Raw genomic sequence first — 16,644 nt, forward strand, 5'->3', positions numbered from 1 at the left:
CATGATCACCAGCTTTGCCAACGCAACCGTCAAAGAAATCCGAAAACTCGAACAGAAAAAATACCGTCAACAGAGCGGCACCTACTTCATTGAAGGCCTGCGGACTGTGGGTGAAGCGGTTCAAACCCAAGCGCCGATCAAAGCGCTGGTGGTTGCACCGGACCTGCTCGTGAGCGATTTCGGCCAATCGCTGCTCACCGAACCCCACCTGAGGGATGTGGAGCGGATTGAGGTCAGCGCGGAGATCTATGAAAAGCTGGCCCATAAGCAAGGCCCACAGGGGATTGGCGCGATTGTGCAACAATCCTGGCAGGACCTGATAGCGCTTCAACTGGCGCCCGATGACCTCTGGGTGGCATTGGATGCCGTTGCAGACCCCGGCAACCTTGGCACAATCATGCGGACTGCCGATTCCGTCGGAGCGCGGGGAATCATCCTGCTGGAGCATTCCACTGACCCCTATGACCCCGCAGCCGTCAAAGCCAGCATGGGCGCGATCTTTTCACTGGCCCTTGCCAGCGCGTCCTGGGAAGATTTCCATTCCTGGCAAAAACAACAAAAAGCACAACTGGTAGGCACCTCCGATCATGGTGCAACCGATTACCAGCAGATCGAATATCAACGCCCTTTGATCCTTCTGATGGGCAGCGAACGCCACGGTCTGCCGGATGAGATGATGGCTGCCTGTAACCACCTGGCCCGGATACCAATGGCCGGCCGCAGTGACTCACTCAACCTGGCGATTGCCACAGCGGTAATGTTGTATGAGATTTACAATCAATCCCGAAATGCTGTTAAAATAGAACCATGATTGCAAGCGTCAGTGGAGAAATCAGCCAAATTCTGGATGGTCAGGTTGTTGTCAGCCTGAGCGGCTTAGGTTTGCTGATCAATGTGACCGAAAACACCTGCCTCAATTGCCATCTCGGCATGCCGCAGACCTTCCACACCTATCTGGTGGTGCGGGAAGATCAATTGGCACTCTATGGCTTTGCCACCGCAGAGGAGCGAGATCTCTTCGTGCATCTGATCGGCGTGGCCGGCATTGGGCCGAAAACCGGTTTGGCTGCCCTTTCTACCCTCACACCGGAAGCTGTCCGCCGGGCCATCACCGCAGACCAGCCGGAAATCTTTGCCAGGGTCCCCGGAATCGGGAAAAAGACCGCTCAGAAGATCATCCTCGACCTGCAGGGCAAGATTCAGCCTCTGGAGCCGCTGGAAGCCGCCTTCCGGCTGGACGATGTCGACACCGAAGTGCTGGAAGCCCTCACTGCCCTGGGATATTCCGTCGTTGAAGCTCAGGCCGCACTGCAATCCATTAGCCGGGAAGAAAACCCGGATGTCGAAGAACGGTTACGGAAAGCCTTGCAATTCTTTAGCTAAAATGGGGTAAAATCATCCAATCTTTGGCATTATCCGTTACTTGTTTATCCTGGAAGTAGAATCCTGAAGAGTGTCTGAGTTCTAGCATCGAATCTGTCCAAATCCACGCCGGGTTGACAGATAAATGTTCGATGTTGTGTTTTAATGTTACCTGGACGTATTAGGTTAAAATTCTAAGAGCCATCTTGCTCAAATTTTAATCTAGGCTGGGTAAAATTAGGCGATTATTGACCATAAAATATTGGAGACATTTTGGCAAAGACTGTTCAAGGCAAGACCTATCAATGGAGACTGGGCGACACACCCATCGGCAGCGGTGATGCGGGTGAGGTGTATGCCGTGGTATGCGTTGAGCAGCCGGAATTGAGCGGCGTCCTGAAGAAGCCCTCCCGGATTGCCACCGGTGGAACCATCCAGCGCCAGGCCGGGCAGATCGCGCAGGAAGGGCTGGCTCTGGTCCAACTGGAAGGCCTGCCGGAATGCAAGGCCCACCCCCCACAAGTGCTGGATCGTGCGCCTGAGTTCACGGTGGGTACCGCCAACTTCTTCATCGTCAGCGAGACCGCCTCAGGTGAAGATATGGCATCCATACTGGTCCGCACCCGTCAGGAAGGTATCCCCTTCCCGCGCCGGGTGATCCTGACCGTGCTCGATTCCCTCTTTGATCTTTTCGCCCGGGCTCACCGCTCCGGCGTGTTGTGGAATGACGTCAAACTTGAACACATCTATTGGGATAACGCCTCAGGCGGTGTAGCCGTGATTGACTGGGGTAATGCCCAATTCCTGAACCAAACCAACGGCCAGCCACGCGCCCTGCCCCGTTGGGAGGACTATCGCCAGCTGGTGGATACTCTGGGGTTATTCCTTCAACAAACAGCCCCCGAGCTCTATGATGACCTGGGCTGGTCTGAATTTCAAAGCACGGAACTGGACCGGCCGCGGATTTCAGTTCTGGCCCGCCGGATCGCCTACCAACATGAGGTGATCGCCCTGCGCGTGATGGAATATCAATCCCTGATCCGGGTCATCCTCAACAGCGACCCCACAATTGACGGCCTGCAGAAAATCCAGACCTATCAAAAGGTCCTGCTGCAGATCGGTGCACCCTGGGAAGCTGACCGAGTGCTGGTATATGGTCAGCAACTGGTTGAAGCCTCCCTGGCCACCAGTGACTTCCAATCCGCCATCCGGGCCACCACCATCATTTGGGACCTTTGCGGTGAAAGGCTGGACCTCGGTTGGCACCTGCTTCGTGAATATTTCCGTAATTCGGATATCCTCACCCATCCGGCGTTGAAAGACCTGGTCATAGCTACCCTCCATGACAATTGGAACCGAGCCCTTTGGCATCTGGCCCAAATTGCGCGTGATAATGAGCCCAATTCCTGGTGGAACCAGCTCATCCCGGTTATCCGGCAAAAAGCGCTGGGTACCGCCACAGCTCTCCCCCGTCAGATTGGCCAAAGTCTGCTGGAATGGGTTCAATCCGGACCTTCCGCCGATCCCGTGGAAGTTGCTGAACTGCAATCGACCATCAATCACTGGCGAGACAAAGGCGCTGACCTGGCGGAAAGCCCCTTTGAATACACTTTATTGGATATGGTTCGCACCCGGGCTAACCTCCCCCGAAGACTGCGAACAGAATTAAAAGTTGGTTTCGCCGGTGGTGAAGATGCCATCCGAACCCTGCTGCAATCCTGGGTCAATATGGACTGGGAAAACCTGCCAAAGGCTTTCCGCCAGGCGCTCGCCTGGGACCCTGACCGCTGGGGCATTCTCCATCTGGCGGATGAAGTGAGCTCTTTCCAGAAATGGCTTGAAGTACTATCCGCCGGCCCAGCCACCCGCAACGAATCGGCTAGGTTTATCGAGTCACAATTAAATTCACGCCCTCAACTGGAACGTCTGATGGGTGCGCCACCCTGGCTTGAGGCTTTACTATCCATGCTGGAACAAATCCACGCCGGCGACTACCTGGCTGATTTGCAGGTAGGCATTGAGAGCTGGTGTCCGTGGCTGTTAGGCTATGAGACCATTCATGACACCGAACCCAAGCTGGCCTCACCTGATGATGAGACCATCGCCAGAGTGCTGACGAATTTCAGCCAGCATATCAAGACCTGGTCCGATCTGGATGCCGGTCTGGCAAGCGTTAAAAGCATTGCCCCAGCCTTCTACCTGCCATGCAAACGGCTCTCGGAAGGCTTCCAAAGCATTTTCCACCTCAATCTGGACCTCGCTGAACTGAAAACTGACTGTCAGGTCTCCGGTCAGCCCGCTTTGGAAGAGTGCTGTGCCGTTCTCGAACATTTAATCGCCTGGCGTGAGGCTTTGGAAGCACAAGACCTGAACAAAGCCCTGGGCTGCCTGGAAACCGAAGCCTATCCCGGTTGGCGGATTCTTGAACACACCCGGCATACCACCTCACAGTGGACGGTGCAAACCCAGCCCTGCCTGAAGGCCATCTCCAATCTGGAGACTGCAGAATGCCCCCTGGCCGAATCTCATCTCCAGAGATTACTTACAGTCCTGAATGAAATGAAGGACAAATGGGAACAGATCTATACAACCAGCCCTCATCAGGTTCTCCTGGAATATCTGGAGACCAGCAGCGATACACTCCAATCTGAATATTTAGCCTGGCGCAAAGACATGGATCACGTCTCGGATGAAACCTTCCGGCTGATCTATCATGCCCAATTGCGTCAGGTCCGGGCCATTTCAGACAGCTTCCTGAAATTAGCCCAGCACAGCCGCCAGGCCCGCCTGAGTTACGCCAGCCTGGAAGAAGATAATGCCCTACCCTACATGCGGCAGTTACAGGCAGGTGTGAACCTTTTGGATCACCTTGCCGCCATTGAGGCCATCTTGATCAGAGACGAGGCTGCCCACCGCTTCCCAGCCTGGCATGATGCCTTTCAAACCATTGCCAGCCTGGGTCCCATCGCCGAACAGCGGGATACGATCCTGGAAATGGATCGTTCCCACCCCCTCTATGCCTGGCTGGTACAATCAACGCTTGGATCTGAGCATTAGACCAAAAACGAATTGAAAGAAGGACCATGGAAACACTCTCCGTTGGACCCAATGAAAAAATGCAATTTACTGAACCTCTGGACACCTGGCTTTCCGCCGGCCTTAGGGATTTCGCCGTGCCGGAAGCCGTAGGTTCCTCTGCGCGGGTATTTAGTCTTTCCTATGCCCCGCTCTCGGGTGACTACGCGAATTCGCCGGCCATCAAGGTGATGCGGCCGGATAAGCTTCAATATGCCCTGCCCCTATTCCGAACCGAGATCCAGATTCTGGATCGGCTCAAAGACATCCCCGGCATCACCCCGATGCTGGGTATGGGGTTCCTCAAACCCACCGAATTCCACTGGCCGGACGAGATCGCCCCATTGACAACCTCCCTCGAACAGGCCGCCTCCGCCAGTAATTTAACCGGCGCCTTCGACCTTTATGGACCGGAGGAAACTGAGGCTGTGCTGGCTGAGTTGGAAGAGCGCACGGCTGAGGGCTGGCTGGCCGCGATCATCTTACCCCGCCGCTGGGAAGATAACCTCTATATGCGCGCCGACGCCGGTTACACTCGTGGTGACTTCCACCGCAGCTACCCGCTGATTGACGCGCTGCAAGCATCCATCCAGATTTGCGGGATCATGGCAGCCGCCCATGAAAACAATGTCATCTACCTGGATCATAAGGTGCTTCACTATTATTGGAACGAGCCGCGCAAACAGGTTTATGCACTCGACTGGAACATCGGCCGCCTGATCACTAATGGCAACTCCGAAGAGGTCTATGCCTTTGACGTCCTGCAATTCAGCGCCCGTGCCCTGCACCACCTGCTCACGGGCCGTCAGGCGCCTGGCTCAGTCAAGGTTGGCCCTAACCGGCCCGAGGATATCCAGAACGCACCGGAAAAATATGACCCGATTTGGACCTATGATGACCAGAAACGCTTGACGGAAGACGAACTCAACGTTCTGGGCGATGCCATTCAAGGGAAATACCAGACCCCTGGCGCATTGGCGGAAGACCTGCAATCCCTGTATAATCAACGTCAATCCCAAAGTTAACTTTGCGGTGAAAGGAACGTTATGCTGAAAAACCTCATCCTACGGGCAAAGACAGTTTTAGACGAGCCCCATCCATCAGAACAGGAATTGGTGGAGGTTGAAAACGCGCTCAGTGCCTTTCTGGAAGCGCTGGCCACTGAACGCATTGCCGAACCCGTGGATTTCACCGAACTCGAACATGCCAACCGCTTGCTGCGGGAAGTCCGCCGGGAACGCTCTCGTCGGCTGGCAGAAATGCAATATCAGGACCAGGCCGCGAAGCCTATCCAACCTCAAAGCATCCCTAACGGCCAGCCGCAAACATCCGTAAACGTGTCACCTCAATTCAACGACGACGATACCTACGATCCTTTGCGGAAATTCCTCAGCTCGAGCCACGATCCGGAAGCTGAAGCGATCATGGACTCGGCTGAAGAGGCTTTTTATGCCGGCAATTACCAAAAAGCCATCCCGCTCTATGAGAATGTGCTCCAGGTTGAACCCGGCTGGTCCCGTGCCAAAGAACACCGTGACGAAGCTGAAGAATTCCTGCGGACCGGGAACATCCCCTCGGTAGCGCTGCCACCAGAAGCCGGTAAGGCTTATGGGAAGGCCCAATCCGCTGCTCGTGTGTTCCGTTATCAAACCGCCCTGGATTACCTCGATGAAGCTTTTACCAGCCTTCAGGAAGCCGGCATCAACCGCTGGCGTGAGGGTGAAGACCTGCGTCAGGACCTTGAAAACCAGATGCAGGCCCATGACGTCTTTGAAGAAGGGCTGGCACTGCTCCTTCAGGGCGATCTTCAAGGCGGGCTCGCTAAAGTACAGACAGCGGCCAGTGCCGTGGCTTTGCCAGAATATGTTGATAAAGCGGCTGAAATCCGCAGTGATATCTCTGCACTCGATGAAATTGCCGATGTGATGAACCTCAGCGGCAACATTCCGCCGGACAAATTGGCGGAAGCACGCACCCGGATTGACCGCCTGTCGGTTAAATATGGCGAGGTGCCCCAAATCTCCCGTCTACGGAACCGGATGGATATCGTCCTCCCCGCCGTCACTGCTTCTCTCCTGGATAAGATCAACCGGATGAAGCGCCAGGGAGATGCCGCCACAACGCTCAAATCAGCCAAATCGTCTTATGATGAAGCGGTTGAAGCCCTGGAAACGCTCCAGATCCTCACTCCCGATAATGCTCAAGGGAAAACGCTGCAAGCCGAATCCCAGGAATCCCAGCATGTGATGGGCAACCTGGAAGACAGCCTCAAACGGGCTGTTCAGGCACTCAACACTGAAAGCCGGTTCTTCCCGCGCAACGCCTATCTGATCAGCAAAGACGTCCGAACCCGCTTCCCCCACGATCCGGAAGTGTTGGAACTCAAACGCCGTCTGCGTTGGTATTATGTCACCCTCTATGGCGGCGGCGGCATTGCCGGTATCATCGTGATCCTGGCTCTGTGGTTCGGTGGACGTGGAATCGTAGGTGCGGTACGTACCCGCCAGTTAGCACTGACCCCTTCCCCCACCATGACAGCGACGATCACCCAGACGCCCACGATTACACCCACGCCCACCATCACACCCACTCCGACACCGGACTATACGCCGACACCGAACTTCACGCCGACCAGCACCCCGGTCATCACCGGCACGCTGCTTCGAACCGTTTGGGTCCGTGAGGGCTGCTATGAAAATCAGGTCGCCAAGAGCCGGATCCCGGAGGGTGCAGTTGTGACCCTGATTTCCATCCCCGAGCGGGTCTTTGATACTCTCAACCGGGAATGCGTCCTGGTTGAATATCGGACGGAAGATGCCTCAGCAATCGGCTATATCCTCCTGATGGATTTGACCATCCCCTAAAGTGATAAATAAATGATTAAATTAATAACTCCCGAAATAAATACCTCGGGAGTTATTTTTATATGTCAATTAGCTGACTAATCGGACAAATCGAAAGTTACCGGACCATAGCCTCCAAAGTCCGCAGCCATCTGGTCATAAACGGCAATTCCCACCATTGCCATATAGATCTCATCCGCTTTCGCCATCGGGTCAATATCTGCAAAGGCCTCCGGATAGAGAATTGTCCCCAGATAGTAAGCATCCGCAATGGCAGTGTCCAGATTCGTGCTGTAATAATTATATGGGAGTTGGCCATAAACCTGACCATTTTGTAAAGCCGAAAGGGTCTCATAGAAAATCGGGTTCTTCTCGACATCCTCTAGAACAGAAGCCATCCCGCCCTCATCAATTACAATCACGTCCGGGTCCCAATCCAATAGGGCTTCCTTATCAACCATGATAGAGCCTGCCTCACCCGTCACATCCACCACGTTCACAGCACTGATCACATCCAGAAGGGCATACTGACCTTGGGTGCTCTCAATCCCATGAGTGCCTTTCGAACCAAGCGCGCCAACATAGATGGACAGCTTACCCTCATCAGGAATTGAAGCTGTGCGTTTTTCCAAATCCGCCTTGGCCCCCAGGATGAAATCAATGGTCTCCTGAGCTTTATCCTCGGTTCCCAAGGTCTGCCCAATCAGGGCAAGCGAATTCTGGATAGGTTCGCCAAAGATAGCCGTGATCCCAAAGCCGATTGAGCCATAGCTGACAACAACTACCGGAATGCCGGTCTTTTCCTGCAATTCATCCGCAGAAGCCGCATCTGTAGCATAGGTGCTGAAAATCACATCGGGATTGACAGAGAGCAATTTTTCCGGGTCAGGAGCGTTATTAGAGCCACCCTGTCCAATTGCTGGAAGGTTTGCCAGATCCGGGTTGGCAAGCCAATACGGGCGGCCAACAACGGAGTTCAGTTCAAATTGTTCCACCCCTACAACGGATGGTGCGCCCCCCGCATAGATCACCAGGCGCAGGGCACCGGGTCCAATCGCCACGACACTGTCGACCTCAGCAGGCACTTCTACTTCCCGGCCAATCAGGTCTGTAACGGTAATGGTACCCCCCGACCTTGAAACAGGTGTGCTGCAAGCGCTCAATACCATTGTGCTTATTAATATCCCCACAATAAGCCACATCACTTTTTTATTTTTCATTCTTCCTCCATGAAGATCCGGTTTTTTCTCAAACCGGTTAATATAACTTGATCAGTAACTTTATCAAGGTAAGTAATTGGCCATCCTAATCGCCCAAAGGGATAACGACCTTGTCACCGTTATACTCTTCCACGGCAACTTCAACCCCATAAACGGCCTGTAAATTCTCCGGTGTCATTATTGTCTTATCACCTGCTGTAAAAATCTGCCCGTCTTTAAGCAGGATATACCGATCTGCATAACGCAGCGCCTGATTAATATCATGCATGGCTGCGATGACAGCAATCCCTTCCGAATGACAAATTTGACGGGCAATTTTCAACACTTCAATTTGGTTACGCAGGTCAAGGCTGCTGGTGGGCTCATCCATCAACAGCACTTCCGGCTGTTGGGCCAAAGCGCGTGCGATAAAGATCTTTTGAAGCTCGCCACCACTTAGTTCATCCAGATATCGCAGAGAATAATCGGTCAGATTCATCCTATTCAGAACCTGACTAACAATTTCCAGATCTTTCCGGGTGGCATCCCAATTGATATAGGGTTTTCGTCCCATCAGGACAGCATCAAACACCGTCATCCGGTTCCCCTGGCGCTGCTGCTCCACATAGCCGATTTTTTGGGCCAATATCCGCCTGGTCAGTTCCAATACAGGTTGGCTCTCAATCAACACCCCACCGGATTGCGGTTCCAGGATGTGGTTAATACACTTCAGCAGGGATGTCTTGCCTGTGCCATTTGTCCCCAGCAGGGCTACAAATTCTCCTCGCTGCACATTGAAGGTGATATCCTGCAGAACCGGTCGGCTGGGATAAGCGAAATCAACCTTTTCCACTGAGAGGATCATTTTAATTTCCTCCCTCTGGAAAGCACGAACAGGAAAAGAGGGGCACCAAAGAAAGATGTGATCGCCCCAACTGGGAGCACAACCGGTGAGACAACTGTCCGTGCCACTGTGTCAGCAATCAGGAGTAAAGCCGACCCGGCCAGCGCAGAGGCCGGCAGGAGGTACCGATGGTCAATACCCAAAATCCGACGCATCATGTGCGGGGCGATCAACCCAATGAAGCCGATGATACCCATAAAAGACACGGCAACAGCCGTCACCAGGGCAGAGATCAGCAAGGTCCAAAACCGAACCCGGGAGACATCCACACCTAAACCCCGAGCTGTGTCCTCACCGCCATCCATTGCGTTGTAATCCCACCGGTGAAAAAAGAAGTATACGATCGCCACCACGGTCACCAGCGCCAGGATTCCCACTTCTCGCCAGGAGACCCGGCCCAGATCGCCAAAGGTCCAGAAGACCATGGATGCCACCTGCACATCATCAGCGAAATATTGGATCAGGGTGGTCCCAGCGGTAAATAGTGATCCCAGGGCAACCCCAGCCAGCACGACCGATTCAGGGGTGAACCCCCGCAACTTTGCCAGCAGGAGAATTAATAACATAGCCAGGATCGCAAAAGAGAAAGCGCTGAAACTCACTGAATAGGGATTGGCGATAAACACGGCGTCGTGAGTTGAGCTGTGCAGGGTGCCGGCACCGAAGAACACAATCGCCAGATTGGCCCCAAACGCAGCCGCGTTGGCGATGGATAAGGTGAAAGGAGAGGCCAAAGGGTTCCGCAGGCTGGTTTGCATCACCGTGCCTGCCACCGCCAGGCCCATCCCGGCCACCAGGGCTGTGATCACCCGCGGCAAGCGGATATTCCAGATCACAATCCCAGAATTATCTTCTGCCAGACCGAGTAAAGCCCGAAGAACATCCATCGGGCTGGTGTTCGCCGCCCCCGCGTTAATCGCCACCCCAATCATGGCCAGGGTCAATGCCAATAAGCCCATGATGATGGCGATCTTCCGACGCGAGTGGCGCAGAAAATTATCGACAGTGTTCAGGCTGTCCGAAGGCGACATTTCGTTCTTAATGCTCATGGGAAGAGGCTAAATATGCCGGGGGAATAAGATCCGTTCGTACATCTGGAACGCAGTCAATCTGTGTAGAATATACTTTCATATCCAGCAAAGGGCTGTTATCCAGAGCATCCAGGCCCCGAACAGTGATTATATTCCCTTTGATTTCAACAATTTCGGCCACACAAAACGCAATCGGATTGGGTCGGTTGGGTGAACGGCTGGCAAAAATACCAACCATATCTTCACTAAATGGCGTACACGATTTAAGCATAGTTCGATCCGAGCGATCCTGCCAGTAGAGCACAATCAAATGCGAGAGGTGTTCCACTGAAATTAGCGCATCGCCAAATTCCGGATAGACCTCAATCTCACTGAGCGCTTCTGCCAGCCTGCCCTGCCGGGGAGCGTCACCCCGCTGTTTATATGGACTGTGAATAATGCCAATTGTTGTTAATTTAATCTCATTCGATGTCAATGTCATTGAATTTCCTTAATATCAAATAATTACGCTCATGATCCAGCCCGCAAAAGGGAAATCGCAGTACAATGGGGTAGATCAGTGGTTAACTAAGCTAGGATTATAACGCAAAAATTTGCGTTATAAATACATAATTCATATGAGAAAAAGCATTATTCAACATTACATTCTTCAGCTCTTGGAAGAAGAACACGCCCATCTAACTGCGAAGGAAGTCTTTGAGAAGCTTCATTTCCGGCAGCCTAAACTGGTTCCATCTACGGTTTACCGCGCGCTTGAACAACTCACCCTGGCTGGAGAGGTCTCTGTATCAGACATGGGATTGGGTGCGTCCGTTTATGAGATCGTATCTGCGAAGCCGCATCATCACATTGTTTGCCAAGATTGTCACAAGATACTCACTCTCGAAAATGATCTGATCCAGCCGATGTTTGATCGGGTGACTGGCCAAACCGGGTATGAAATGACCACCAATCATCTGGTTTTGTTTGGATACTGCCCGGAATGTAGAAAAGAACATCAGGAATAAAAATAGCATCTATCCCCCGAATACTGTCAAAATTAACCTTTCTATTAGTATAAAAGGGCGGAAAAATTTCCGCCCTTTATTGTAGTAAATTTCCTAGTAACATGAGCCAGCCTATTGTAAAAGCCTGACGACGCCCACCCCAGCCACACAGAACAGACAAGCCATCACCACCACAAAGATGATGCCCACAACCAACCCGGCGGTCATGCTGCGCATGGTTTGGGTCAGCACCGATTCTTCCGGTTTTTCAGGGTTATAAAAGACTGTAACGCTCGCGCCTTCGATATATGGCGTGAGGAACTCCTCGGCTTTCCGATTTGAGTTGAAGCTGGGTGTGCTGCCAAAAGCAACGCGGTGCGATTCGTAGACAGCTCCATTGGCCGTATAGGAATAAGTGACCTGCGGCAGGTAAGAGGTGCTCGAGATCCCATCCTCATCATAGCTGGTGTCCACTTTGACCTTTCGTTCCACAATCTGCCCCATCACCGAAGGCCAGGATTGGCTGGCTTTTGATTTGGCTTTATTGCGAAAGTATAAAATGATCAGAACAATACCGATGATCCCTAATACCCCGCCAATGCCAACAGCGATCATCGGACCAACCCATCCAGTAGATGTTGAAGTCATATTAATCTCATCCTTTCCTAATAAGCTATATGCTGCACGCTTAATTTGTGGATATTGAAAGTTATTATTGGTTTCGAGGAATTTCTGTGATGATAGCAACAATGACCTAACCCATTATACATCTGGAACACCCACTGATTAACTATAAAAAAAAGGCTATGGATTTCTTCATAGCCTTAACTATGTTTCAAATTGATCTGTTCCAGAACACCTTGATTATCAACGAAATTCCTCCGTGGTGTTATTCTGCAGATAGGACCATCCCTGTCATAGGAGGTATTAAGACCCGCACCTGGTGATCCGAGTAGGGATATCTTTCACCTGTGAGCAGATCCAGATACACAGCTTCGTCATATGCCACGGGGATATCCACTGACTTCGGCTGATCTGAGCGATTCATCACAAGTAACGACTTGGTTTTCACAGTTGCTAAAACCAGAACTTGCTCTTGTTCATCCAAGACAAGCACTTTCCATGACTCGGTGGCATAAAAGGCTTCCTGCAACCGGATGTCAGCTAATTTCTTCAAGTAATCATTCAGCTTAAAGCCCCTTTCCTCAGCCCAATCCATCTCCAAACGGGCTTCATCAAAACCCAAACCGCCGCCTTCATGCAGCAGGTGATTCTGAGATAGGGGTATTTCCGAACCATAATAAATGATCGGTGGCCCCGGAAGGACATAGAGAACGAGGAGCGCTAACCTGAGCCGCTGAATATTGTCCTTGGCAATGGTGAAGAAACGATCCATGTCGTGATTGTCAATAAAACTTGGTAGGCTATGACCCACAGGAAAATAGTGGTAATGGCTGTTAAGAAAACCTGCAAATTGGGATAATGACCAGATCTCTGTCGCGAATGTGGAACGAAGGGCCTGACAGAGCAGGAAGTCCAAACTGCCGCCCAGGCTGTCCGCGTAACTGGCCTGGATATCCGCAGGCAGGACCAATTCACCAAACGTCCACACATCAGGGTTAACGGCCAGGCAAGTCTTTCGGAAGTCTACCCAAAAATCATGTTCAGGCCCGTAGGCATAATCCAGTCGGTAAGCATCCACACCCAACTCAAGCCAATATTTTGCCACCGAGAGTAAGTGATCTCTCGCAGGGCTGCCATAAGCCAGGTTGATTTTGGGCATCGTCCCGACATCAAAAAAGCTATCATAGGCTGGCCACTTCTTCCAGACAAACCAATCATGATAGCTGCTATTATTATTTTTCAAAGCATCCTGAAAATACGGGTGTTTATTCGAGCAGTGATTGGCAACAAAGTCCAGGATGATCCTGATTCCAAGCTGATGGGCTTCTGACACCATTTGGTTAAATTCTTCCAGTGTCCCAAACTCGGGATTAATCCGGAAATAATCCGATGCATCATAGCCATGATGCGAGGGTGAAGCGAAGATCGGTGTCAGCCAGATGGCATTGAACCCCATATCCTTGATAAAAGGAAGTCTTTCAGTTACACCAACGATCGTTCCCCCAAAGGGCTGGCAAACATCAGATGTCTGCTTCCAGTCTTTTCCGTCTCCGCGATTGAAACGGTCCACAAAGACCTGGTAAACAATGGCCTGTTTTGACCATTCCGGGTTGCAACTGCCGCCATACCAAATCGAATAATGCGTGGCTTCGTCAAAAGAATGAGCCTGATTATCCGTAAAGGTCACTATTTCAGAGTTATCTGTTTTTGCGCCAATTTTGTAACGCAACATTACCCCCTCAAGCCGAGGGGGTAATGTAACTTGCCATTCCTGGATATAGGACCAGGTAATACTGTTCCACTTGAGATCCGCTTTTTCAAACGGCATCTCGTGGGTGGTTTGCCATTCATCCATCGTGAACCAAACAATAATCTCATCAACGGCATGCCCGGAATCAGTGGTCACTTTCAAAATGACCGCATCCCCGGGCTTAGGCGCTCTTGGTACCTTTTGTGAGTAATGGCGCACGCCGGTAAGGCGTTCTTTCATCCATACTGCCGCATTTCCAGGCTGATCTAATTCGCCAAAGATATAATCGCGCGGAGCTTCTATGTTTTCAGTCATCGTTGTTCTCTCCTATCATCGTACAGCGATACAGATTAGCCTTTGACAGCGCCGCGTGTCAACCCACCGACAATCTGATCCTGCAAAACCAGATAAATGATCATAATCGGTAATGCCGCAATCAATGCACCGGCTGCAAATACGCCCCAGTTCTGGGTATATTGGCCCGAGGTATAGATTTGGAGACCTACCATCACGGTTTGTAGTTCACGCTTGGTCAACAAAGTTCTGGCGATAATAAATTCGCCATAGGTGCCTATGAAGCTCAGGATGCCAATCACGACCAGGATTGGACGTAGGAGTGGCAGAATCAACTTTGAAAAAACTTGCCAGTCATTCGCGCCATCCACATGAGCGGATTCGTCAATATCCCGGGGGATAGTATCCATATAGCCTTTCATCAACCAGATATTCATTCCCATTGCGCCGCCCAGATACACCATAATCAGACCTGCATGGGTGTTTAGACCCAGGCTGGCAAAGACATCACCAATCTGCTTATTGATGGAGAACAGCGCGACAATCGCCAACAGGTTCGGGAAGCTCTGAACCAGCAGAATCACTTTAAGCAATCCCTGCCGGCCTTTGAAACGGAACCTTGAAAAAGCGAAGGCTGCCATAGTTGTCAGGGACAACGTCAGAACTGTCGTCAGGACAGAAATCTTGATCGAATTCCACAGCCATGCAAAGAACGGAAAAATATCCGTATTAACCAAGGCAACGAAATTATCAAAACCAGCATTTTCAGGGATGAGCTGCTGGGTCGCCAGGTCATTGACCGGGTTGAACGCCGCCGATATGATCCAGATGACGGGGAAGATGCTGAAAGCGATCAGAAAAACAGCCAAAATCCATCGCAGGATCAAGCCAATGCGCTTCTTCTGCGATACTGTCTGTATCTTTTTCTTTTTCTCTGTGTTAGGCATTCTCACCTACCTCCTCCCACATGTTCGTGAATCGGAATTGGATCAAGGCCATGATCGCAATCAGGATAAAGAGGACAACCGAAATCGCTGAAGCATACCCATATTGGATGCCTCGACCGCTGGCAAAGGCAAGGTTATAGACATAGCTGATGATGATGTCTGTATACCCAGCCTGAGTCATTGCTGTCGGAATTGGCGGGCCACCATTGATAAAGGCATAGATCAAGTTGAAGTTGTTGAAATTGAAAATGAACGACGATATCATCAATGGGCCAACTGAAACCAGCAGTAAGGGTAGCGTAATCCGCCAGAAACGCTGCCATCCCGTCGCCCCATCCACTTCGGCTGCTTCGTAAATGTCCTGAGGAATGGACTGCAAAGCTCCACTCGTCACGAGCATCCAGTAGGGATAACCCAGCCACATATTGACGATTAGGATTGCAATTTGCGCCAGGTAACGATTATTGAACCAATCCGGTGAGATGCCAATAACGGCTTCAAGCACACGGTTCACAATACCAAGATTGGGGTTCAACATACCTCGCCAGATCAAGATTGTAATCAGGCTTGGGATCGTATAGGGAATCAACAGCAGCGATTGCAGGATCTTCTTACCCTTAAACCCTGGGTCGTTATAGATTACTGAAATTAACAACCCCATAGAAAAGGTCAAAAAAAGGCTGAAGGTCGCAAACATAAAGTTCCAGGAAACAATCGTCACTAATGGACCGCGTAAACCAGGGCTGGTCGCAAAGTCTACAAAGTTCCTGAAACCGATTACATCAGAATACCCCGGGATTAATTCTTTGCCATCCACAGACGTCCAGGTGCCTTCGATATCAAAATACTCCTTCCCATTTCTGACATCGGTGAAGACATCCGTTTCAGGATCAAATTCATAGAGAGGAACCAGTTCTGCAGCTTCAGAAGGCGAGCGGACCTGAATTGTTTGATCCGCCTCACCAAATAGGATGTTCGTCAGATTTTCATCTGTACTGGCAGTAATTTTATTTAACCGAGTATATCCTTCGATCGTTTTAGGTGCACCATCATCATCTAATTCACCAATGCCATTCTCACCAGGGACTACTTCAAAGATAAGATCATCTGCCCCTGACTCTGTCGTCCGGGCAATACTGGTTTGCCCATCGGTATCTTTTAACCAAAGTAAATAATCATTTGTTTCAGACCGATATGCTATCCATTCGTAAGATTTTCCTGATTCCGGGAGATATTTCTGTTTGTTGATCTGCTGGATCGCCAAGGCTTTTGAAATCAAATGACCATCGCCATAGTTGGTAAAGCCATTATAGATTGTAAAAAGGATGGGGAATATCGAAAACAGCAACCAAGCCGACAAACCAATGGACATCCATTTCAAATGCCGTAACTTGGGGATAAGAAAGGATACCGTTATAAGCAGGATAATCAAACAGAATACAATAGCAAGAGGGATGTAATCCAGCACGATTAATTGATAGGTCAAATATCCGAGAACGAGATCAACTGCAACAATGATGATGTAGATGAAAATGGAAGAAACACTGGAAATCATCTTCTTTATCGATGATGAAGTACTCTTACGATTTTCCATTCCCTGCTTCTCCTTTCAATATGAAGCGAGGAGAC

14 protein-coding genes are annotated in these 16,644 nt (G+C 50.9%); 6 read left to right on the plus strand and 8 right to left on the minus strand.

Translation table 11 applies throughout. The annotated features are described in order from the left end of the window. Position 1: 1 nt before the first annotated feature. The 5 genes from JR338_05035 (at position 2) to JR338_05055 (ending at position 7,301) form a co-directional block, all read left to right on the plus strand. A complete protein-coding gene (locus tag JR338_05035) occupies positions 2-811 on the plus strand; it encodes an RNA methyltransferase (GenBank protein QRN84109.1) in 810 nt (269 codons plus the stop codon). Beyond that, a complete protein-coding gene (gene ruvA / locus JR338_05040; GenBank protein ID QRN84110.1) occupies positions 808-1,383 on the plus strand; it encodes a Holliday junction branch migration protein RuvA in 576 nt (191 codons plus the stop codon). Before JR338_05035 ends, ruvA begins: the two co-directional genes overlap by 4 nt. 252 nt (positions 1,384-1,635) lie before the next feature. Then, positions 1,636-4,419: a serine/threonine protein kinase gene (locus JR338_05045; protein ID QRN84111.1), complete on the plus strand. Its 2,784-nt coding sequence runs from the start codon at positions 1,636-1,638 to the stop codon at positions 4,417-4,419. Between the two features lie 26 nt (positions 4,420-4,445). After that, complete coding sequence (locus tag JR338_05050; protein QRN84112.1) at positions 4,446-5,462, plus strand: hypothetical protein; 1,017 nt, start codon at positions 4,446-4,448, stop codon at positions 5,460-5,462. A gap of 21 nt (positions 5,463-5,483) precedes the next feature. After that, complete coding sequence (locus JR338_05055) at positions 5,484-7,301, plus strand: hypothetical protein (GenBank protein QRN84113.1); 1,818 nt, start codon at positions 5,484-5,486, stop codon at positions 7,299-7,301. 77 nt (positions 7,302-7,378) lie between these two features. On the opposite strand, the gene JR338_05060 is transcribed toward JR338_05055, so the two are convergent. From JR338_05060 to tsaA, 4 genes are all read right to left on the minus strand, one after another. Beyond that, on the minus strand, positions 7,379-8,500 hold the full coding sequence (locus tag JR338_05060) for an iron ABC transporter substrate-binding protein (GenBank protein ID QRN84114.1): 1,122 nt from the start codon (positions 8,498-8,500) through the stop codon (positions 7,379-7,381). An 85-nt stretch (positions 8,501-8,585) separates the two neighbouring features. Further along, the gene (locus JR338_05065) at positions 8,586-9,344 is read right to left on the minus strand and encodes an ABC transporter ATP-binding protein (GenBank protein QRN84115.1); all 759 of its coding nucleotides are present in this window, start codon (positions 9,342-9,344) and stop codon (positions 8,586-8,588) included. Then, positions 9,341-10,414, minus strand: a complete 1,074-nt coding sequence (locus tag JR338_05070) for an iron ABC transporter permease (protein QRN84363.1) — start codon at positions 10,412-10,414, stop codon at positions 9,341-9,343. The genes JR338_05065 and JR338_05070 overlap by 4 nt, the downstream gene beginning before the upstream one ends. 7 nt (positions 10,415-10,421) lie before the next feature. After that, positions 10,422-10,874, minus strand: coding sequence for a tRNA (N6-threonylcarbamoyladenosine(37)-N6)-methyltransferase TrmO (gene tsaA / locus JR338_05075; protein ID QRN84364.1), 453 nt, complete (start codon positions 10,872-10,874; stop codon positions 10,422-10,424). A gap of 157 nt (positions 10,875-11,031) precedes the next feature. On the opposite strand from tsaA, the gene JR338_05080 reads away from it, so the two are divergent. After that, positions 11,032-11,421, plus strand: a complete 390-nt coding sequence (locus JR338_05080) for a transcriptional repressor (GenBank protein QRN84116.1) — start codon at positions 11,032-11,034, stop codon at positions 11,419-11,421. A 111-nt stretch (positions 11,422-11,532) separates the two neighbouring features. Here JR338_05080 and JR338_05085 read toward each other — a convergent pair whose 3' ends face one another. The 4 genes from JR338_05085 to JR338_05100 form a co-directional block, all read right to left on the minus strand. Beyond that, positions 11,533-12,048: a DUF3592 domain-containing protein gene (locus JR338_05085; protein QRN84117.1), complete on the minus strand. Its 516-nt coding sequence runs from the start codon at positions 12,046-12,048 to the stop codon at positions 11,533-11,535. 241 nt (positions 12,049-12,289) lie between these two features. Then, complete coding sequence (locus tag JR338_05090) at positions 12,290-14,089, minus strand: hypothetical protein (protein ID QRN84118.1); 1,800 nt, start codon at positions 14,087-14,089, stop codon at positions 12,290-12,292. Between the two features lie 35 nt (positions 14,090-14,124). Next, positions 14,125-15,015, minus strand: a complete 891-nt coding sequence (locus JR338_05095) for a sugar ABC transporter permease (GenBank protein ID QRN84119.1) — start codon at positions 15,013-15,015, stop codon at positions 14,125-14,127. Continuing rightward, complete coding sequence (locus tag JR338_05100; protein QRN84120.1) at positions 15,008-16,609, minus strand: ABC transporter permease subunit; 1,602 nt, start codon at positions 16,607-16,609, stop codon at positions 15,008-15,010. The genes JR338_05095 and JR338_05100 overlap by 8 nt, the downstream gene beginning before the upstream one ends. Positions 16,610-16,644 lie beyond the last annotated feature (35 nt).

It is taken from the genome of Chloroflexota bacterium (genome assembly GCA_016887485.1).
Classification (GTDB): Bacteria; Chloroflexota; Anaerolineae; order Anaerolineales; family Anaerolineaceae; genus Brevifilum.